Genomic DNA, 19,383 nt, shown 5'->3' with positions numbered 1-19,383 from the left:
GCGGCAGTTTTCAAGGCAAAAGTTTTAAGCTTAAAAAGTTGGCGGCGACAGCGCCTGGCACACCTTTCGATAGCGCTAGCCGCGGCCGCTCCTGCCCAGCTCGGCATCCGCGCCGGCTCTTCCGGCGGCAGCGCCAGTTCCCAGAAACATCGTGTCGCTGGCCAGGATGAAGAAACTGGCGCCGAGTGCCGCCCATTGGGCGACATCCTGCGGCCTCGCGCAGAAGATCCCGGATGTCCTACCATGCGCGATCGTCGCGCCGATGATCCTGCGGATCGCTTGCGTGAGCCTGTCGGCGCCTTCCGGGCCGATCGCATCGATCGACACGGAGAGATCGCCGGGCCCGACGAAAATCACATCGACGCCCTCGACAGCGGCGATCGCCTCGATATTGGCCAGCCCTTCCGATGTCTCGACCTGAACCGCCACGACGATGTTGTCATTAGCCTGAGCGAGATATTCGGAGATGCGGTAGCCATAGCCGGCGGCCCGTCCGGGCCCGACGCCGCGCTCGCCGGTCGGCGGATAACGCGAGGCCTTCACCGCCGCCTGCGCCTGGGCTGATGTCGAGACGCGCGGAATGAGCACGCCTTGCGCGCCGCTGTCCAATGCCGCCGCGATCGCTTCCGGTCCATGGCCGGGCACGCGCACAATGGCCGGCACGCGATGGATGTCGGCCGCGCGCACCATCGCCTCGATCATGTCGCGCGAAATCTGGGCATGTTCCCAATCGATGCAGAGAAAATCGAAACCGGACTGCGCCATCACCTCGACCGCAACGGGATGCGGAATGGCGGCAAAGGAACCGACGAGGCTTTCCCTGCCGTTGCATTTGTGGCGAAACCCGCTCATCGTTCCATCCCTTTGTTGTCGTGCCGGAATTCATATCCGCAAACAGCGGCGAGGCGAAGCTATTTCAGGCTTGAAATATTTTCACGCGGGCCTAGCGTGTCGATCTCCCGCCGCGAGTTCCGGACATGATCAAAGCGCACCCCCTGCACGGCCCAAACAGACTGAAGCTCGGCGTCTTCTCGACCAATGCCGATGGCGGCCTTGCCATATCGGATGTGCCTGAACGCTGGACGGCAAGCTGGCACGACAATCTGACGGCGGCGCAGATCGCCGACCGCGCTGGGCTGGAATTCCTGCTGCCGATCGCGCGCTGGCGCGGCTTTGGCGGCCGCAACAAGGTGCGCGAATGGTCGTTCGAGACCTTCACCTGGGCGGCGGCACTTGCCGTCGCCACCGAGCGGATCGGCCTGTTCACGACCGTGCATGTGCCGCTGGTGCATCCGCTTTATGCCGCCAAGGCGCTGGCGACGGTCGACCATATCAGCCAGGGCCGCGCCGGCCTCAACATCGTCTGCGGCTGGAACCCGAAGGAATTCGGCATGTTCGGCACGCCGCTTGTCGAGAAGGGCTACGATCAGGCCGCCGAATGGACCGAGATCCTCGAAAGGCTTTACGCATCCGCCGAGCCTCTCGACTATGAGGGCACTTATTACCATCTCAAGGAAGCCGTGAGCCGGCCGGCCAGCCTGCAAGTTCCGCGCCCTGTGACGATGAACGCGGCTTTCGGCGGTCCGGGCCGCGATTTCGCTGCCGCCAGATGCGATTACCTGTTCACGACCTTTTCCGAGATGGCCGATGCCGGCAAGCATGTCGCCGATATCAGCGAACGAGCCGACAAGGCTAGCCGCGAGGTCGGCGTCTACACCGTGGCGCATGTCGTCTGCCGGCCGACGATGGAGGAGGCGCAGGCCTATTACACGCGCTATGCCGTCGATCTGGCCGACCGTGAGGCGGTCGATGCCCATATGGCCGGCAAGAAGGAATTCTCGCGATCGCACGACCCGCATGCCTATGACCGCTACCGCCAGCGTTTCGCCGGCGGCGCCGGCACCTATCCCTTGGTCGGAACGCCCGAAACGATCGCCGCCGACATGGCTGCCATTGCCGGGCATGGCTACCAGGGCATTGCGCTGTCCTTCGTCAACTATACGCAGGAATTGCCTTATTTCTGCGATCACGTGCTGCCGCTGCTGAGGCAGGCTGGCCTTCGCGGATAAATTATTCCAGGAGCGACGAATTCTTTATTCCGGGATGACGGCGGTGGCCTGTATCTCGACCTTGGCCCGGTCCTCGACCAGCGCCACCACCTGCATGGCGGCCATCGCCGGGAAATGCCTGCCGATCACCTCGCGATAGGCTTCTCCAATGCCCCTGAGATTGGCCAGATATTCGCGCTTGTCGGTGAAATACCAGGTCATCGATGTGATGTGCCGCGGCTCCGCGCCGGCCTCCGCCAGAACCGCCACGATGTTCTGAAGCGTCTGCCGCACCTGTCCGACGAAATCGTCGGTCTCGAACTGGCACTGGCCATTCCAGCCGACCTGACCGCCGACGAAGACAAGCCGTCCGCGAGCCGCTACGCCATTGGCGTAACCGACCGGCTTGGCCCAGCCATCCGGCTGCAGAATCTCGTGCATTTCAAACTCTCCGCAATATCCGCGTTCGAAACAGTCCAAACCTTGACGCGACCGGGCTCAGGCAGCGCCCATCACCTGCCGCGCGATCACCACCTTCTGCACGTCGGAAGCACCCTCATAGATGCGCAGCGCGCGGATCTCGCGATACAGGCTTTCGACGATGTGACCCTTGCGGACGCCGTCGCCGCCATGCAGTTGCACCGCTTTGTCGATCACCTCCTGCGCCTTGTCGGTGGCGAACAGTTTGGCCATCGCCGCCTCGCGCGTCACCCGCGCCGCGCCCATGTCCTTGGTCCAGGCGGCGCGGTAGACCAGGAGCGCCGCGGCATCGACGTCGAGCGCCATGTCGGCGATATGGCCCTGCACCATCTGCAGCTCGGTCATCGGCGCGCCGAACAGTTTGCGTTCGGCCACCCGCCTGATGCTTTCATAGAGTGCGCGGCGCGCAAAGCCGAGTGCCGCCGCACCGACGGTCGAGCGGAACACGTCGAGCACCGACATGGCTATGCGAAAGCCGTCGCCCGGTTTGCCGATCAGCGCCGAGGCGGGCAGCCGCACCTGATCGAAAGACAGTCGTGCCAGCGGATGCGGCGCGATGACTTCCAGGCGCTCCGCGATGCCGAGGCCCTTGCTGTCCCCCTGCACGATGAAGGCTGATAATCCCTTGGCGCCGGGTGCCTCGCCTGTGCGGGCAAAGACGACATAGAGATCGGCGATGCCGCCATTGGAGATCCAGGTCTTCTCGCCCGACAGAACATAGCCGTCACCATCGCGGGTCGCGGTCATCTCCATATTGGCGACATCCGATCCCGAGCGCGGTTCCGACAGCGCAAAGGCGGAAATGACCTTGCCGGCGCGCGTCTTCGCAAGCCATTGCTGCTGATCCGGCGTGCCGAACAGGCTGAGCGCTCCGGTGCCGAGCCCCTGCATGGCGAAGGCGAAATCGGCGAGCCCGTCATGCCGCGCCAGCGTCTCGCGCGTGATGCACAAGGTGCGCACATCGAGCGGCCCGGGATTGTCGGTGTCGATCGCCGTCGGTTTCAGCCAGCCGTCGCGGCCGAGTTTTTGCACCAGCTCGCGGCAGGCGACGTCGACGTCATGATGATCGACAGGCAGGTTCTTCGCGCACCATGCCTCGAGGTGTCCGGCCAGTTCGCGATGGCGGTCCTCGAAGAACGGCCAGTCGAGGAAGGAACGGTCAGGCATGTTGGCCTCCGCTGTGCTTCGAGCGTTGCGCCCTACGGCGCCCCCCTCTGTCCTGCCGGACATCTCCCCCACGAGGGGGGAGATTGGCAGCCTCAGCTGCGGCGCTTTTTCTGCAACGGTGGCGATTGGCGAAAGCAGAGATAATATCCAATCTCCCCCAGAGAGGGGGAGATGTCCGGCAGGACAGAGGGGGGCGTTGGTCCGCCAGCGTCTCCAGCAAAGCGACCATCTCAATCCCCCTCGAACACCGGCTTTTCCTTGGCAACAAACGCCTTGTACGCCCGCTCGAAATCGCGCGTCTGCATGCAGATCGCCTGCGCCTGCGCTTCCGCCTCGATCGCCTGGTCGAGCCCCATCGACCATTCCTGGTTCAACTGCGTCTTGGTGATGCCGTGGGCGAAGGTCGGGCCGGAGACGATGCGCGCCGCCATGTCGAGCGCGTCAGCTTCCAAGGAAGCCGCCTCTACAAGCCTGTTGTAGAACCCCCAGCGCTCGCCTTCGGCGGCCGTCATGGTGCGGCCGGTGTAGAGCAGTTCGGCGGCGCGGCCCTGGCCGATGATGCGCGGCAGGATCGCGCAGGCGCCCATGTCGCAGCCGGCGAGGCCGACGCGGGTGAACAGGAACGCGGTCTTGGCTTCCGGCGTGGCGATGCGGATGTCGGAGCTCATGGCGATGATGGCGCCGGCGCCGACCGCCACGCCATCCACCGCCGCGATGATCGGCTTGCCGCAGTTCAGCATCGCCTTGACGAAATCGCCGGTCATGCGGGTGAAGGCCAGGAGCTGCTTCATGTCCATCTTGACCAGCGGCCCGATAATGTCGTGGACATCGCCGCCGGAGCAGAAATTGCCGCCATTGGACAGGAACACAACGGCGTCGACATCGTCGGCATAGACGAGGTCGCGAAACGTATCGCGCAGTTCGGCATAGCTGTCGAAGGTCAACGGGTTCTTGCGCTCCGGCCGGTCGAGCCGGACCTTGGCGATCCTGCCTTCGACCTCCCAGAGGAAATGCTTCGGCTTGAAGCCGGCCATCTTGCTCATTCGCGTCCCTCCCAGTTGCTGCGGAACGAGGTCAGCATGCCGGTCAGCCGGCGCGCGTCGTCCTCGCTCACCTTGCCCAGCAATTCGCCGACCCAGCCCTCGTGAGCGGCAGCGATGACGGCGAAGGATTTGGAGCCTTCATCCGTCAGCCGCACCATCGAGGTGCGGCGATCGCCATTGCGGCGGGCGCGGGCGACCAGCCCCTCGGACACGAGCCGATCGACGATCCCAGTCACATTGCCGTTGGACACCAGCAGGAAGCGCGACAGGTCGCTCATCAGCATGCCTTCGGGCGCGCGGTAGAGCGCGGCCATCACGTCGAAGCGCGGCAGCGTCGTGTTGAATTCCTTCTTCAGGCGCTCACGCAGTTCGGCCTCGATCGTGCGCGAGGCGCGCAGCAGCCTGATCCACAGCCGCAAGCGGTCCTTGCCGGATCCCGACGGCGCGGGCAGGGGGCCGGCTACCATGTTTCGCCTCCTGAGATCGAAATTGCCTGTCCGGTGATCGACGCCGCCGCATCGCCGCACAGCCACAGCACGGCTGCGGCAATTTCTTGCGGCTGAATGAAGCGGCCTTGCGGATTGGTCGCGGCAAGGCTCGCCCGCGCCTGTTCAGTCGAGCGGCCGGTTTTTTCGACGATGCGCTGGATGGACTGCTCCAGCATTTCGGTTTCCATGAAACCCGGGCACACCGCGTTGACGGTCACGCCGGACTTCGCTGTCTCTGCGGCAAGCGCCCGCATCAGGCCGATGACGCCATGCTTGGCTGCCACGTAAGGCGCGACATAGGCATAGCCCTTCAGTCCCGCCGTTGAGGCAATGAACACGATCCGCCCCGCCTTGCGCGCGGCCATGCCGGCGAGCGCCGGCTTCACCGTCAGGAAGGCGCCGGTCAGGTTGACGTCCAGCGTCCGCTGCCAGTCGGCAAGTGTGGTCTTGTGCGCCGGCGTGCTGCCCGCGATGCCGGCATTGGCGACGACGATGTCGAAAGGGCCTCGCGCCGCTTCAGCCGCCTCGTAAAGCGATGCCATCGCCGCCTCATTGGTGACATCGGCAGTGATGGCGAAAATGCCTTTGCTTTCGCCAGCCACCTTGGCCAGCTCCGCCTCGCGCCGGCCGCATATGGTGACGTCGATGCCGGCACCGGCCAGCGCCAGCGCGATGGCGCGGCCGACACCGGACCCGCCGCCGGTGACAAGGGCGTGGCTGCCGGCGATCATCGCGGCGGCCGTCATACTTTCAGCCCCGCCGCGGCGTCGCGTTCGGCCAGCCGGTAGGTCTGGTCGCGCCCCGGCAGATAGGGATCGGGCCATTTCACCCCACGGTCGCCGAGCGTCACCGCCGCATGCAGCGTCCAGTAGGGATCGGCGAGATGCGGCCGTGCCAGCGCCACCAGGTCGGCGCGGCCGGCCATCAGGATCGAATTGACATGGTCCGGCTCATAGATGTTGCCGACCGCCATCGTCGCCATGCCGACCTCGTTGCGGATGCGGTCGGAAAACGGCGTCTGGAACATGCGGCCATAGACCGGCTTGGCCAGCACCGAAGTTTGTCCTGCCGAGACGTCGCAAATGTCGACGCCGGCCTCATGCAACAGCCGCGCGATCTCGACGGCGTCGGCGGGTGTCACGCCTTCGATGCCGACCCAGTCATTGGCCGAAATGCGCATCGAGATCGGCTTCTGCGCCGGCCAGGCGGCGCGCACGGCGCGGAAGATTTCGAGAGGATAGCGCATGCGGTTGTCAAGCGAACCGCCATAGTCGTCGGTGCGCCGGTTGGTGACCGGCGTGATGAAGGACGACAGGAGATAGCCATGCGCGGCGTGGATCTCCAGCATGTCGAAGCCGCAGCGGTCGGCCATCTGCGCCGAAGCCACGAATTCGTCGCGCACTCTGTCCATGTCGGCGCGGTCCATCGCCTTCGGCACCTGATTCTCAGGTGACCACGCGACCGCCGATGCCGCCATGACGGGCCAGTTGCCGGAGGCCAGCGGCACGTCGGTGCCTTCCCAACCAACCCGTGTCGAGCCCTTGGCGCCGGAATGGCCGATCTGGGCGCAGATCTTCGCTTCGGTCTCGGTATGGACGAAATCGACCAGCCGTTTCCACGCCACCTCATGTTCGGGCGCATAGAAGCCCGGGCAGCCGGGCGTGATCCGCCCTTCCGGGCTGACGCAGGTCATCTCGATGTAGATGAGCCCGGCGCCGCCCTTGGCGCGCTCGGCATAGTGGGTGAAATGCCAGTCCGTCGGGCACCCGCCGACAGCCTTGTATTGCGCCATCGGCGAGACGACGACGCGGTTGTTGAGCCGCATGTCGCGCAGCTTGAAGGGCGCGAACATCGGTGCGCGGCGGAGCCTGTTGGCGCCGGCGCCCGCCTGGCGCTGGAACCATTCCTCCGCGCTTTCAAGCCATTCGGCGTCGCGCAGCCGCAAATTCTCGTGGCTGATGCGCTGCGAGCGGGTCAGCAGCGAATAGTTGAACTGCACCGGATCGAGACCGAGATAGCGCTCGACCTCCTCGAACCATTCGAGCGAATTGCGCGCCGCCGACTGCAGCTTCAGCACCTCGGTGCGGCGCGCATCCTCATATTTACGGAATGCGGCCTTTAGGTCCGGCTCGGTTTCGACATACTCGGCCAGCGCCACGGCGCTTTCCAGCGCCAGCTTGGTGCCGGAGCCGATCGAGAAATGGGCAGAAGCCGCCGCGTCGCCCATCAGCGCCAGATTCTTGAACGACCAGCGTTCGCACAGCACGCGCGGGAAATTGATCCAAGCCGAACCCCTGATATGGTTGGCATTGGTCATCAGCGCATGGCCGCCCAGATGTTTTTCGAAGATGCGTTCGCAGACGGCGATGGATTCCTGCTGCGTCATCGCGCCGAAGCCGAAGGCGGCCCAGGTCTGTTCGCTGCACTCGACGATGAAGGTCGCGGTGTCGCTGTCGAACTGGTAGGCGTGCGCCCACACCCAGCCATGCTCGGTCTTCTCGAAAATGAACGTAAACGCGTCGTCGAATTTCTGGTGGGTGCCGAGCCACACGAACTTGCATTTGCGCGTGTCGATGTCGGGCTTGAAGATATCGACGAAACTGTTACGCGCCTTGGAGTTCAGTCCGTCTGCGGCGACGACCAGGTCATGCGTCTCCATATAGGGCTTCGGATCGGCGATATCGGTCTCGAACATCAGCTTGACGCCGAGCTCGCGTGCGCGCCGCTGCAACAGGATCAAGAGCCGCTTGCGGCCGATGCCGCAGAAACCGTGGCCTGAGGATACAGTGCGCACGCCGTCATGGACCACGGCGATGTCGTCCCAATAGGCAAAATGCTTCTTGATCCAGACGGCGCTGACCGGATCGTTCCTGGCGAGATTCTCGAGCGTTTCGGCTGACAGAACGACGCCCCAGCCGAACGTGTCGTCGGCGCGGTTGCGCTCGAACACCGTCACATCATGCGCGGCGTCCCTGAGCTTCATCGAAATGGCGAAGTAAAGGCCGGCTGGTCCGCCGCCGAGAACCGCAACCTTCATCTGTGCGATCTCCTCTTCGCTTGCTGGATTTCAGTATCGCGCCCGGGCCAAGATATTTCAAGCTTAAAGTTTTATGCCGAAACGATTATGCGAAATAGCGGGCCGCGCGCTCGCGCATTGCCGCACGCGCGGCCCTTGGGGTCACTTTTCCGGGTTCTTCGGGCTCCACAGCACCGTCTCGGCACCCTTCTCGTAAGCCATCCCGTCGGGATAGCTGATCGCCTCCAGTTGCAATCCCCAGGGCGCCTGGAAGTAGAGGATGGTCTGGCCGGCAGCCGGTCCTTCCTTGACCGGCAGCGGCCCCAACCTGGTCTTGACGCCCTTAGCCTCGAGATAGGCTTTCGCCGCCGCGACGTCGTCGACATAGAAGGCGATGTGAAAACCGCCAATGTCGCTGTTCTTCGGCGTCAGATCCTTCTGGTCGGGCGCGGTGTATTTGAACAGCTCAATGTTCGAGCCATAGCCGCAGCGAACCATGGTGACCTGCTCGATGACAGCCTTCGGATCGACGCCGAGAAGATCCTGCATGAAGGTGCCTTTGTCGTCGGCGAACGGGCCGAACGACATCGCCTTCTTGCAGCCGACCACGTCGGTGAAGAAGTCGACCGCCTGCTTCATGTCGGGAACCGTGATGCCGGTGTGGTCGTGCCCGCGCATGCCGGGGATCGAGCTGGCTGCTGCCATACCGGTGCTGCCGAGGATGGCGGCAGCGAGTGCGGCATTTCGAATTACTGTCTTCATGTCAGTTTCTCCTCCATTTGGCGGGGATTTGTCATTGGCCGGTCGCACATCCGAGCCCGCTTTTCGGCGTGCGTATGCATTCATGTCGGAACCTTGGCGGCGGCAGGAATGTCCAGCCAGCCCTCGTCGATTTCGGGCAGCGGGATGGCCGAGATCAGGTCGCGCGTGTAGTTCTGTCGGGGATTCTGGAATAGAGCGTCCGTCGCGCTCGCTTCGACGATCCTGCCTTCGCGCATGACGATGACCTGCCGGCACAGCCGCCGGATGACCGACAGATCGTGGCTGATGAAGGCGACCGTCAGCCCCATCTCCGCCGCCAGCTTCTCCAGAAGGGTGAGGATCTGCGCCTGCGTCGAGACGTCGAGGCCGGAGACGATCTCGTCGGCCAGCACGAATTTCGGCGACAGCGCCAGGGCGCGCGCTATGCCGACGCGCTGGCGCTGGCCGCCCGACAGTTCGTGGCGGTAGCGGCCGGCGAAGCTCTGCGGCAGGCCGACGCGCTGCAAGGCCTCGGCCACGCGGTCCCTGAGATTGTCGCCAAGCCCGTTCTGCTTCAGCGGCGCGGCGATGATGCTGGCAATGGTGCGGCGCGGGTTGAGCGACGACATCGGATCTTGGAAGATCATCTGCAGATTGCGCCGCAGCGGCCGCAACTCCGCCTCCGGCAGATGCGTGATGTCGCGGCCCTCGAAACTGATGCTGCCGGCGCTGGGCTCCAGCAGTCGCACCAGGGCACGGCCGAGCGTCGACTTCCCGGATCCGGACTCGCCGACGATGCCGGTCACCGATCCCCTGGGCAGGTCGAAGTCCAGGCCTTTTAGGATTTCCGCCAGCGGCGCGCGGCCGATCAGGGGCTTGCGGGTCATGTCGGGCAGCGCGACTTTTAACCCGCGCACGGAAAACAGCGGCTCAGCCATGCGGGCGCTTCCAGACCTGATCGGCGGCCGTGATCTCAGCAGCAAGCCCGGCCAGCACTGCCTCGTCGACCGGCTTTAGCGAGGCGAGCGGATCGGTGTAGCGCGGCGTGGCGGCCATCAGCGCCCGCGTATAGGGGTGCTGCGGTGCCGCGAAGAGGGTAGCTGTCTCGGCCTCTTCCACCACCTTGCCGGCATAGAGCACAGAGACCTTCTGGCTGATTTTGGCGACCACGCCGAGATCGTGGGTGACGAACAGGATTGCCGTGCCGTGCTCGCGCTGCAATGCAGCGATGAGCCGCAGGATCTGCTTCTGCACGGTGACGTCGAGCGCCGTGGTCGGCTCGTCGGCGACGATCAGCCGGGGCTCGGCGGCGAAGGCTGCGGCGATCAGCACGCGCTGGCGCATGCCGCCGGAAAGCTCGTGCGGATAGCTTTTCAGTACCCGGTCGGGGTCACGGATCTGCACCTCGTCCAGCAATTGCCGGATGCGGGTTTCGGCCCTCCCGCCGCTCCAGCCCAGGATGCGCACCAGCCGATCGGTCATCTGCGGGCCGATGCGGCGCGACGGGTTGAGCGCGGTCAGCGGATCCTGCGGGATGAGTGCGGTGCGCGCGCCGATCAGCGTGCGCCGTGCCTTCGGGGTAAGCTTGCCGAGGTCCTCGCCCTCGAGCTGCATATCGCCCTCGACGACACGCACGCTCGACGGCAAGACGCCCAGCACCGCCTTGCCGATCATCGTCTTGCCGGCGCCGCTTTCACCGACCAGTGCGCGGACTTCGCCGGACTGCACGGAAAGCGACACCGAGCGCAGCACGCGCTGGCCGTTCGGCAGCACGGCGCTCAACTCCTTGATGTCGAGACAGGCGCTCATCGCAGCACCGGATCGAAACGCGTCTTCAGCGCTTCGCCGAACTGGCTGAACGACAGCACGGTCAGGATCAGCGTGATCAGCGGGAATACAAGCACCCACCAGGCCTGGTGGATCGACAGCCGGCCCTCGGCGATGATGCCGCCCCAGGTCGGGTCGTCGGTAGAGATCGACAGGTTGACGAAGGACAGGATCGCCTCGACGATGACGGCGATGCCCATTTCCAGCGACAGCAGCGCCACGATCGACGGCACCACATTGGGCAGCACTTCGCGCAGCATGATGCCGATGCGGCCATAGCCGGCGATGCGGGCGTTCTCGACATAGTCCATGCGCGACTGACCCATCGCCTCGGCGCGGATCACCCGGCAGAAACGCGTCCAGTCGATGATGGCGATGGCGAGGATGACGGAGCTGAGGCCCGTCCCCAGCACCGCGACCAGCAGGATGGCGAACAGCACCGGCGGGAAGGCCATCCAGACATCGACGATGCGCGAGATGATGCGGTCGGCCCAGCCGCCGAAATAGCCGGCGATCAGCCCAAGGGTCGAACCGACCAGGCATGCAGCGACGGCGGCGGCGAAGGCAACGATGAAGGCGATGCGCCCGCCGAAGATCAGGCGAGACAAGAGATCTCGCCCGAGGCTGTCGGTGCCCAGCCAATAGCCGGGCTCGGCGCCATCGAGCCAGAACGGCGGCAGCCGTTCCAGCATCAGATCCTGCGCCAACGGATCCTGTGGCGCGACCAGCGGCGCCAGGATGGCCGCCACCAGCGCCAGCAGCAGCCAGCCGCCGGCCAGCCAAAGCCTGGCGCTTGAGCCGTGTCTCGAGATGCGGCCGTCATCCATGGCGCAGCCTCGGATTGAGCAGCGCATACATCATGTCCACCGCGAGATTGATCAGCACGAACAGCAGCGCGAAGACCAGCACGATGCTCTGGATCAGCGGCAGGTCGCGGTTGATGACGGCGTCGATCGCCATGTTGCCGAGGCCTTCATAGGAAAACAGCCGCTCGACGATGACCGTGCCGCCGATCAGGAAGGTGAACTGCACGCCGACCAGCGTCAGCGTCGGCAGTGCGGCATTCTTCAGCGCCTCGCGCAGGATGACCTGCGTTTCCGAAAAACCCTTCACCCGCGCAAGCACGACATAGTCGAGGTCGAGCACTTCCTTCAGCGACTGTTTCAGCAGCTGAGAGATGATCGCCGCCAGCGGCAATGCCAACGCCACTGCCGGCATAAGCATGTGCTTCAGGAGGTCCCATGTGAGATCGAGGCGCAGCCGAAGCAAGCTTTCGAACAGATAGAACTGGCTGACGAAGGGCAGGTCGAGTTGCGGCGAGACCCGCCCGGAAATGTCGAAGATCGGCACCAGCACGCCGAACAGCAGGATCAGCACCAGCCCCCAGAGGAAGTCGGGAATGGAAAGTGCCGCCCCGCTGGCGATGTCGATGCCGGCCTCGACCGCCGTGCCTCGCTCGCGGGCGCCGACGATGGCCGTCGTCCCCCCGATAGCCACCGCCATGACAAGCGCGACGATGGCAAGCTCCAGCGTTGCCGGCAGCCGGTTGAAGACCAGTCCCAGCACATCCTGGCGCAGCGAGATCGAGGTGCCGAAATCGCCCCTGACGACGCCGGACAGCCAGATGAAGAACTGCTCGATGATCGTCTTGTCGAGGCCGTAGAGCGCCCGCAGCCGAGCGATGTCGGCCTCGGTCGCGCCGGGCGGCAGCATCATGGCTATCGGATCGCCGGGCGCGATGCGGATCACGACAAAGACGACGACGGCCACGCCGAACAGCGTGATCAGCATCGTCAAAAGACGGATCAGGAATCGTTGCAGGAGCATTCTAGCGTAGGCCTACGCATTCCATTGATTGTTGGAGTGAAACAGCCCCCTCATCCGGCCCTTCGGGCCACCTTCTCCCCAAGGGGAGAAGAGACTGGCTCAGCCGTGCGCGACCTCTTCTCCCCTCAGGGAGAAGGTGGCCACGAAGCGGCCGGATGAGGGGGCTGCGACGTTGGAGGAGGCGCGCCGTATCGCGACAGCGTGCCTCCCGCCACAAATCAAGCCGGGGTCATCAGGGCCGGCAACAGCGCGCCGGACACGTGCTGGACGACGTTGACGCCCTTGGCATGCACGATCGGCTGCGCGTACTGCATCAGCGGCAGCACATAGGCCTGCTCGGCGATGTATTTGTCGACCGCCTTCCAGCCGGCGATGCGCTTGGCCTCATCCTTCTCGCCCCACAGCGGGTTGATCATGTCGATCAGGTCCTGGCTGTCCCACACCGAGTGCGGGCTCGGCCCATACATGGCGAAACCGGTCGAGGTGGTCGGGTCGCCGATGGCATTGCCCCAGTTGTAGAAGGCCGCCGGCGCCAGCTTGTCGGCGGCGCGCAGTTCGTAGTGCTTGGCGATCTCGTAGACCTCGATCGTCGCCTCGATGCCGACCTTGCGCCACATGCCGACGATCGCCTGGATCATCTCATAGTCCTTGGGCTTGAAGCCCTTGGTCGTCTGGATGGTGAACTTGACCGGCTTCTCCGGCGAGTAACCGGAAGCGGCCAGCAATTCCTTGGCCTTTTCCGGATTGTGCTCGACCTTGATCGAGGCATCGTAGGCCGCATATTCCGGCGTTTCCAGCGTGGCGAGCGGCTGGCCGTAGCCGCGCAGCAGCCGCTTGACCAGAAGCTCCTTGTCGACCGCCATGACGGCTGCCTGGCGCACGTTCTTGTCCAGCATCGCCTCGATGTCGTTGAAGAAGATCATGCCGATGTCGGAAACATTCTTGATCGAGCCGGCAAGGCCGTCCTTGGCGATCAGGCGGTCATACTCCTCATAGGGGATCTCGAGCGTCACCTGCGAGGAGCCGGATTCGATCTCGGCGACACGGCTCGCCGCGTCGGTGACGAACTTGATCGTCACATTCTCGAAGGCCGGCTTGCCGCCCCAGTATTTCGGATTGGCCTTGAGCCGCAGGAAGGCGTTGCGTTCGAACTTCTCGACCATGTAGGGGCCGGTGCCGATCGGAGCCTTCTCGAAACCTTCGGCGCCGACCTTCTCGTAATAGGCCTTCGGCATGATGTAGCCGGTGAGGAACGACATCCACTTGAAATAGACCGGGTCGAACTGCACGACATCGCCCGTGATCTTGTTGCCGTCGATCTTGAAGTTGTTGACGTTCTTCCACACGAACTGGATCGGGTTGCCGGTCTTCTCATCGCCCGCCCGCTGCAACGACCAGACCACGTCCTCGGGTGTGAACGGCGAGCCGTCATGCCAGGTCACGCCTTCGCGGACCGTCATCATGATCTTGGTGCGGTCGTCATTCCAGCCCCATTCGGTGAGCAGGCCCGGCGCGAAGGACAGGTCCGGCTTCTGCGGGATGAACTGGTCGAACACCGACTGGTAAAGGCCCTGGATGGTCGGGTTGACCGCCGAAGGTCCGGTGGTCGGATCCCAGGACGGCAGGTTGACATTGTAGGCGATGGTCAGTTCGCCGGCGGCCGCCCTGGCGACCTTCGGCAGGCCGATGGCAGTGGCTCCCAGTGCGGCGGCACCGTATCCGAGCAATTCGCGTCTGTTGATTGTCATGGTCGTTCCCCTTGTTGGTTTTCTGTTTTCTGTGCGCGGCTTCATTGTCTGAACAGTGGGTTCGCTGGGCAACCGCGCCTCGCCTTGCTTCACCCCAATCTGTTTCGGCTCCTACCTCCCGCCAAGCTGTTGCGCGAGCATGAAGCCCGAGGCGGCACCCGTGCCGGCGCCCGGCCATGTCGCGGCACCGGTGAGATGCAGATTGGCCACCGGCGTGTTCCAGCCGGCGTAGCCGCGTGCCGGGCGAAAAAGGAAGTTCTGCGCCAGGTGGTGGCTGCCGCAAAGCTGGTCGCCGCCGACGAGGTTCGGGTTCCCGCGCTCGAGGTCGATGGGCGAGAACACGGCCTGGCCAAGGATCTTGGCTCGCAGGCCGGGCGCGTAGGTCTCGATGATGTCGAGCACGCGCCCGGCATAGCGATCCTTGACCTGATCCCAATGCACGGGCGCGATCTTGCCGGCGGCATCGCCGAGGATTTCTGCCGGCAACATGCGCACTTGCACCCACAGAACATGCTTGCCTTGAGGCGCGCGCGACGGATCGACCGCCGTCGGTTGGCCGACGACCAGCACCGGCTCGTCCGGCAGTATGCCGGCCATCGCCTGCTGATAGGTGCGCGACATGGCGTCCAGCGACGGTGACAGATGCACATAGGCGAACTGCCGTAACTCGGCGCCGGCGCGCCAGTCCGGCAGGTCGTCCAGCGCCAGATGGATCATCATGGTGCCCGGCGCGTGGCGGAATTTCCGCATCGCCGTGTCGAAGCCGGCGTCGCCGGAACCGTTGGGCAAAAGCGTGCCGGCCAATGCCTTGGGTGCAACGCCGGCAATGACCGCCCTTGTGGCCGTGTGCGTCTCACCGGACGCGAGCCGCACACCCGTCGCCTTGCCGGCCGAAACCGTGATTTCGGCTACCTCGGCGTTGGTGAAGATCTTGCCGCCGGCTGCCGTGACCATGCCCGACAAGGCACGGATGATGGTGTCTGCGCCGCCCTTGCCCAGCACCATGCCGAAGCTCTGGTTGGCCATCGATTCCAGATAAGGGAACACGGCGCCGCCGGCGATGTCGGGCGCAAAGTCGAGATGCATGCCCCAGGTGGCGAGCGTCGCCCGCACATGGGGCGACTCGAAAGTCTCCTCCAGCCACGCGCGAGGCGATGACAGCAGCAGGCGGCCGGTGTCGAGCGCCCCGGCAAGGCCCTTCTTGCGCCACAGCTTCCACGCCGTGCCGGCAAGCGCGCGGGCGCCCATCGGCGATCCCAAGAGGCGGAACAGATGCTCGGCCTCCGCCGGGAAGGCGGCGACCAGCTTGCGCCATGTGGCGGCGTCGGCGGCGGAGAAGGCAGCCATGCGCGAGGCCGTCTTTTCCAGATCGTTGCTGACGCCGAACCAGCGTCCGTCCGGGAAGGCGCTGGCGAAACAGTCGGCGACCGGCGCGAACTCCAACCCGTGGGCTTTCAATTCATTTGCATATTTCCGGTGGAAGGCCGAGCCGGCGAACAGGCTCAGATTCATCGCGCCGAAATCGTGGCGGAACCCCGGCAGCGTGAATTCGCGGGTCCGGACGGCGCCGCCGATTGTTGCGCTGCGTTCGAAAACCGCGGTTTTCCAGCCTTTGGGCGCCAGATGCGCGGCGCAAGCCAGACTGTTGTGGCCCGCCCCGACAAAGATGGCGTCGAACTCGCTCACGCCCCGCACCCATTTCCTTTATGCTTAAAGATAATTGCAGATGCATATGTTTTCGTCTAGTAGGATATTAAGGGCCGAGACGAGCCTTCAGCACATCAGACAAGAGGGAACAGAGACCATGGACACGCAAAAACTCCTCGGCGAGGTCGCCGGCCAGCTTCTTTCAGGCGCCATCAAGGTGGTCGACCTGTCGGCGCCGCTGGGTCCCGACACGCCGCTGATCAAACTGCCGCCCGAACTCGCCGTCGACACGCCGAAGGTCGAGATCCATAACATCTCCCGTTACGACAAGAATGGTCCCTGGTGGGCCTGGAACTGGCTGAAGCTCGGCGAGCATTCCGGCACGCATTTCGACGCGCCGCAGCACTGGATCAGCGGCAAGGATTATCCCGACGGCGCCACCGACACCATTCCGGCGCAGAACTTCATCGGTCCGGTGAATGTCATCGACTGCTCCAAAGAAGCCGCCGCAGACCATGATTTCCTGCTCACCGTCGACCACATCAAGGCGTGGGAAGCCAAGCACGGCGCCATCAAATCAGGCGAATGGGTGGTGATGCGCACCGACTGGTACAAGCGCAACGGCTCGGAAGCCGAATTCCTCAACGCCAACGAGACCGGCCCGCACACGCCCGGCCCCACGGCGGAAGCAATCCAGTTCCTGATCAGCAAGGACATCAAGGGCTGGGGCTCGGAGACGATCGGCACCGATGCCGGCAAGGCCGGCGGCATGGAGCCGCCATTCCCGGCCCACACGCTGATGCACAAGGCCAACCGCTACGGCCTGGCCAGCCTGTGCAATCTCGACCAATTGCCGCCGAAGGGCGCCATCCTGATCGCCGCGCCGCTCAAGATCGAGCACGGCACCGGCAGCCCGATCCGCGCGCTGGCGCTGGTGCCGGGCAAATAGGCGAGGGTGGCGGTCTTCGGGAGAAGATCATGGGCGAGGACGATGATGCAGTGACGAGGTGGGAGAAGGGCAATGCTGGAGCTCTACGGCGCCCCCCTCTGTCCTGCCGGACATCTCCCCCACGAGGGGGGAGATTGGCTGGCGGCTTAGTCTTCGATACTCGCCGACGTTGCAGAACGAGCGGGGCATCAATGACGGCCGATCTCCCCCCTCGTGGGGGAGATGTCCGGCAGGACAGAGGGGGGCGCGACGGAACTCGACATCGCGTGTTTGAACCCTACCTTCGGCCGGCCGGGGGCAGCCACTCATGAACGCCCCCGACCACATCATCGTCGGCAGCGGCATCAACGCGCTGGTCTGCGCGGCGATGCTGGGCGGCAAGGGCGCCAAAGTGCTGGTGCTCGAGCGCAACGACCGCATCGGCGGCTGCATGCGCACCGAGGAAATCACCGCGCCCGGTTTCATCCATGATGTGATGGCGACGACCTTCGTGCTGTTCATCACCTCGCCGGCCTATGCGGCGCTGGGCAAGGACCTCGCCCGGCATGGCCTGGAGTTCTGTCACGCGGCCACCCCGACCGGCGTGCTGCGCCCGGACGGCAGCCATGCGGTGCTCGGCACCGACCGCGCCGCCAACATCGCCGCCTTCAATGCGATCCAGGCAGGCGACGGCGATCGGCACGCCGAGGACGTCGGCGGCATCGAGCGCAATGCCGGGCTGCTGTTCGGCCTGCTCGGCGGCAGCCTGTGGTCCTATCCGACGGCGAAGTTGCTGGCCGGTGATGCCTGGCAGCGGAGCCCGCGCGGGCTGGCCGCCTTTCTCGGCGAAGCGCTGGTGCCGGCGCGCGGATGGCTGGAAAGCACCTATCGGTCCGAGACCATTCGCGCGCTGTGGGCGCCCTGGGTGCTGCATGCCGGACTTGGGCCGGAAGATGCTTTCTCCGGCCAGATCGCCAAGGTCATCGCCTTCGCGCTGGAGGCTGCGGGCGCACCGGTCGTCAAGGGCGGGGCGAAGAACCTGCTGTCGGCCTTCGAGGCGCTCATCAAGGAGCGCGGCGGGGTCATCTCCACCAACGCCGACGTTGCCTCGATCATCCTGACCGAAGGTCGCGCTACCGGCGTGCGACTGGCCTCGGGCGAGACCGTCAATGCGAAGAAGAGCGTCATCTGCTCGGTCACGCCGACGCAGCTTTACGGCCGGCTGCTCGGCAACGACAGCCCCAGGGGTGACATCGAGGCGACGCAAAAATACCGCTACGGCAAAGGCAATTTCCAGATCCACTATGCCCTCGACAAGCCGCCGTCCTGGCGGGGCCAGGGGTTGGACAAGGTGGCGCTGCTGCATCTGACGCCTGGGTTGGACGGTGTGTCGAAGGCCTGCAACGAGGCGGTGCGGGGCATGCTGCCCCAAGTGCCGACCATCTGTGTCGGCCAGCCGCACGCGCTCGATCCCTCGCGTTGCCCGCAAGGCAAGGCGATCCTGTGGCTGCAACTGCCCGAGGCGCCCCGTCACATCAAGGGTGATGCGGCCGGCAAGCTGCAGGCGCCGGCGGACGGGCAATGGACCGACGGCCTGCGCGAGGCCTATGCCGATCGCGCCGAAGCGATCCTTGCCAGCCATATCGATGGCTTCAAGGACAGCGTCATCGCGCGCCGCGCCTATTCGCCGGCCGATCTCGAAGCGATGAACATCAACCTGGTCGGCGGTGACCCCTATGGCGGTTCCTCGACCATCGACCAGTCCTTCCTGTGGCGGCCGTTCAAGACCAGCCGCAACCACCAGACCGGCATCAAGAACCTCTACCACATCGGCGCCTCTACCCATCCCGGCGCGGGCCTCGGCGGCGGCTCCGGCTTTCTCCTGGCGGGGAGACTGTGATGGAGCAAAAAATCGCGGAAAAGCGCCAGCGCATTTCGACCTTGGGTCAGATCGGCCTGCAGCAATTCGCGCCCTATCTGATGAACCGCATCATGGGCCGCTACAACGCCACCTTGCGCGACGATTTCCGCAAGCAGGGCCTGACCATTTCGCAGGTGCGGGCGCTTGCCGTGCTGTCGGTCACCGACGGCGTCACCGTCAACGACCTCTCGGTCTACACCGTGATCGAGCAGTCCACCTTGAGCCGCACGCTCGACACGCTTGAGGGGCAGGGGCTTGTGCGGCGCGAGCAGGGGGTTAGCGACAGTCGCATCCGCCATGTGTTCCTGACCGACGAAGGCCGCGCCGAGTTCACCCGCGCCTGGCCGGCCATGCATGACGCTTTCGAGGCCATGTTCGACGATGTCGACGACGCCGAATACGCTGCGCTGATCGCGACATTGCAGAAGATGCTGAAGAACATTCGCAAGCACGACATCTAGAGCTACGCGCCGCCGAAGCCGGCGGCAACGGAAGGAGGCCA

General features: G+C 64.7%; 18 protein-coding genes. 4 read left to right on the top strand and 14 right to left on the bottom strand.

The annotated features are described in order from the left end of the window. Nucleotides 1-75: 75 nt before the first annotated feature. Nucleotides 76-852 (bottom strand): HpcH/HpaI aldolase/citrate lyase family protein, encoded by a 777-nt coding sequence (locus FJ964_RS09635; RefSeq protein WP_140550169.1) that lies wholly within the window; start codon nucleotides 850-852, stop codon nucleotides 76-78. A 125-nt stretch (nucleotides 853-977) separates the two neighbouring features. On the opposite strand from FJ964_RS09635, the gene FJ964_RS09630 reads away from it, so the two are divergent. Beyond that, nucleotides 978-2,069, top strand: coding sequence for an LLM class flavin-dependent oxidoreductase (locus tag FJ964_RS09630; protein WP_140550168.1), 1,092 nt, complete (start codon nucleotides 978-980; stop codon nucleotides 2,067-2,069). A gap of 24 nt (nucleotides 2,070-2,093) precedes the next feature. Here FJ964_RS09630 and FJ964_RS09625 read toward each other — a convergent pair whose 3' ends face one another. The 13 genes from FJ964_RS09625 to FJ964_RS09560 form a co-directional block, all read right to left on the bottom strand. Then, nucleotides 2,094-2,489, bottom strand: a complete 396-nt coding sequence (locus tag FJ964_RS09625; protein ID WP_140550167.1) for a RidA family protein — start codon at nucleotides 2,487-2,489, stop codon at nucleotides 2,094-2,096. Between the two features lie 57 nt (nucleotides 2,490-2,546). After that, nucleotides 2,547-3,695, bottom strand: coding sequence for an acyl-CoA dehydrogenase family protein (locus tag FJ964_RS09620; RefSeq protein WP_140550166.1), 1,149 nt, complete (start codon nucleotides 3,693-3,695; stop codon nucleotides 2,547-2,549). A 230-nt stretch (nucleotides 3,696-3,925) separates the two neighbouring features. Next, nucleotides 3,926-4,738: an enoyl-CoA hydratase family protein gene (locus FJ964_RS09610; protein WP_140550165.1), complete on the bottom strand. Its 813-nt coding sequence runs from the start codon at nucleotides 4,736-4,738 to the stop codon at nucleotides 3,926-3,928. Further along, nucleotides 4,735-5,205 (bottom strand): MarR family transcriptional regulator, encoded by a 471-nt coding sequence (locus FJ964_RS09605; protein WP_140550164.1) that lies wholly within the window; start codon nucleotides 5,203-5,205, stop codon nucleotides 4,735-4,737. Before FJ964_RS09605 ends, FJ964_RS09610 begins: the two co-directional genes overlap by 4 nt. Then, nucleotides 5,199-5,972, bottom strand: coding sequence for an SDR family NAD(P)-dependent oxidoreductase (locus FJ964_RS09600; RefSeq protein ID WP_140550163.1), 774 nt, complete (start codon nucleotides 5,970-5,972; stop codon nucleotides 5,199-5,201). The genes FJ964_RS09605 and FJ964_RS09600 overlap by 7 nt, the downstream gene beginning before the upstream one ends. Continuing rightward, the gene (locus FJ964_RS09595; RefSeq protein WP_140550162.1) at nucleotides 5,969-8,263 is read right to left on the bottom strand and encodes a bifunctional salicylyl-CoA 5-hydroxylase/oxidoreductase; all 2,295 of its coding nucleotides are present in this window, start codon (nucleotides 8,261-8,263) and stop codon (nucleotides 5,969-5,971) included. The genes FJ964_RS09600 and FJ964_RS09595 overlap by 4 nt, the downstream gene beginning before the upstream one ends. Nucleotides 8,264-8,404: 141 nt before the next feature. After that, the gene (locus FJ964_RS09590; RefSeq protein ID WP_140550161.1) at nucleotides 8,405-9,004 is read right to left on the bottom strand and encodes a VOC family protein; all 600 of its coding nucleotides are present in this window, start codon (nucleotides 9,002-9,004) and stop codon (nucleotides 8,405-8,407) included. 80 nt (nucleotides 9,005-9,084) lie between these two features. After that, nucleotides 9,085-9,921, bottom strand: a complete 837-nt coding sequence (locus FJ964_RS09585) for an ATP-binding cassette domain-containing protein (RefSeq protein WP_140550160.1) — start codon at nucleotides 9,919-9,921, stop codon at nucleotides 9,085-9,087. Continuing rightward, a complete protein-coding gene (locus FJ964_RS09580) occupies nucleotides 9,914-10,792 on the bottom strand; it encodes an ABC transporter ATP-binding protein (RefSeq protein WP_140550159.1) in 879 nt (292 codons plus the stop codon). Before FJ964_RS09580 ends, FJ964_RS09585 begins: the two co-directional genes overlap by 8 nt. Beyond that, a complete protein-coding gene (locus tag FJ964_RS09575; RefSeq protein ID WP_140550158.1) occupies nucleotides 10,789-11,637 on the bottom strand; it encodes an ABC transporter permease in 849 nt (282 codons plus the stop codon). Before FJ964_RS09575 ends, FJ964_RS09580 begins: the two co-directional genes overlap by 4 nt. Then, entirely contained in the window at nucleotides 11,630-12,637 is a 1,008-nt protein-coding gene (locus FJ964_RS09570) for an ABC transporter permease (protein ID WP_140550157.1), read from the bottom strand. Before FJ964_RS09570 ends, FJ964_RS09575 begins: the two co-directional genes overlap by 8 nt. Nucleotides 12,638-12,855: 218 nt before the next feature. Next, complete coding sequence (locus tag FJ964_RS09565; RefSeq protein WP_140550156.1) at nucleotides 12,856-14,385, bottom strand: ABC transporter substrate-binding protein; 1,530 nt, start codon at nucleotides 14,383-14,385, stop codon at nucleotides 12,856-12,858. Nucleotides 14,386-14,496: 111 nt separating this feature from the next. Further along, nucleotides 14,497-16,071, bottom strand: a complete 1,575-nt coding sequence (locus tag FJ964_RS09560; protein ID WP_140550155.1) for an NAD(P)/FAD-dependent oxidoreductase — start codon at nucleotides 16,069-16,071, stop codon at nucleotides 14,497-14,499. 118 nt (nucleotides 16,072-16,189) lie between these two features. Here FJ964_RS09560 and FJ964_RS09555 point away from each other — a divergent pair, with 118 nt between their 5' ends. From FJ964_RS09555 to FJ964_RS09540, 3 genes are all read left to right on the top strand, one after another. Further along, the gene (locus FJ964_RS09555; RefSeq protein WP_140550154.1) at nucleotides 16,190-16,981 is read left to right on the top strand and encodes a cyclase family protein; all 792 of its coding nucleotides are present in this window, start codon (nucleotides 16,190-16,192) and stop codon (nucleotides 16,979-16,981) included. A 307-nt stretch (nucleotides 16,982-17,288) separates the two neighbouring features. Further along, nucleotides 17,289-18,860: an NAD(P)/FAD-dependent oxidoreductase gene (locus FJ964_RS09545; protein WP_140550153.1), complete on the top strand. Its 1,572-nt coding sequence runs from the start codon at nucleotides 17,289-17,291 to the stop codon at nucleotides 18,858-18,860. Beyond that, nucleotides 18,860-19,342 (top strand): MarR family transcriptional regulator, encoded by a 483-nt coding sequence (locus tag FJ964_RS09540; RefSeq protein ID WP_140550152.1) that lies wholly within the window; start codon nucleotides 18,860-18,862, stop codon nucleotides 19,340-19,342. The genes FJ964_RS09545 and FJ964_RS09540 overlap by 1 nt, the downstream gene beginning before the upstream one ends. Nucleotides 19,343-19,383 lie beyond the last annotated feature (41 nt).

Source organism: Mesorhizobium sp. B2-3-2 (genome assembly GCF_006442295.1).
GTDB lineage: Bacteria > Pseudomonadota > Alphaproteobacteria > Rhizobiales > Rhizobiaceae > Mesorhizobium.
The sequence above is the reverse complement of the archived record's forward strand: the minus strand, read 5'-3'. Positions and strand labels throughout refer to the sequence as shown.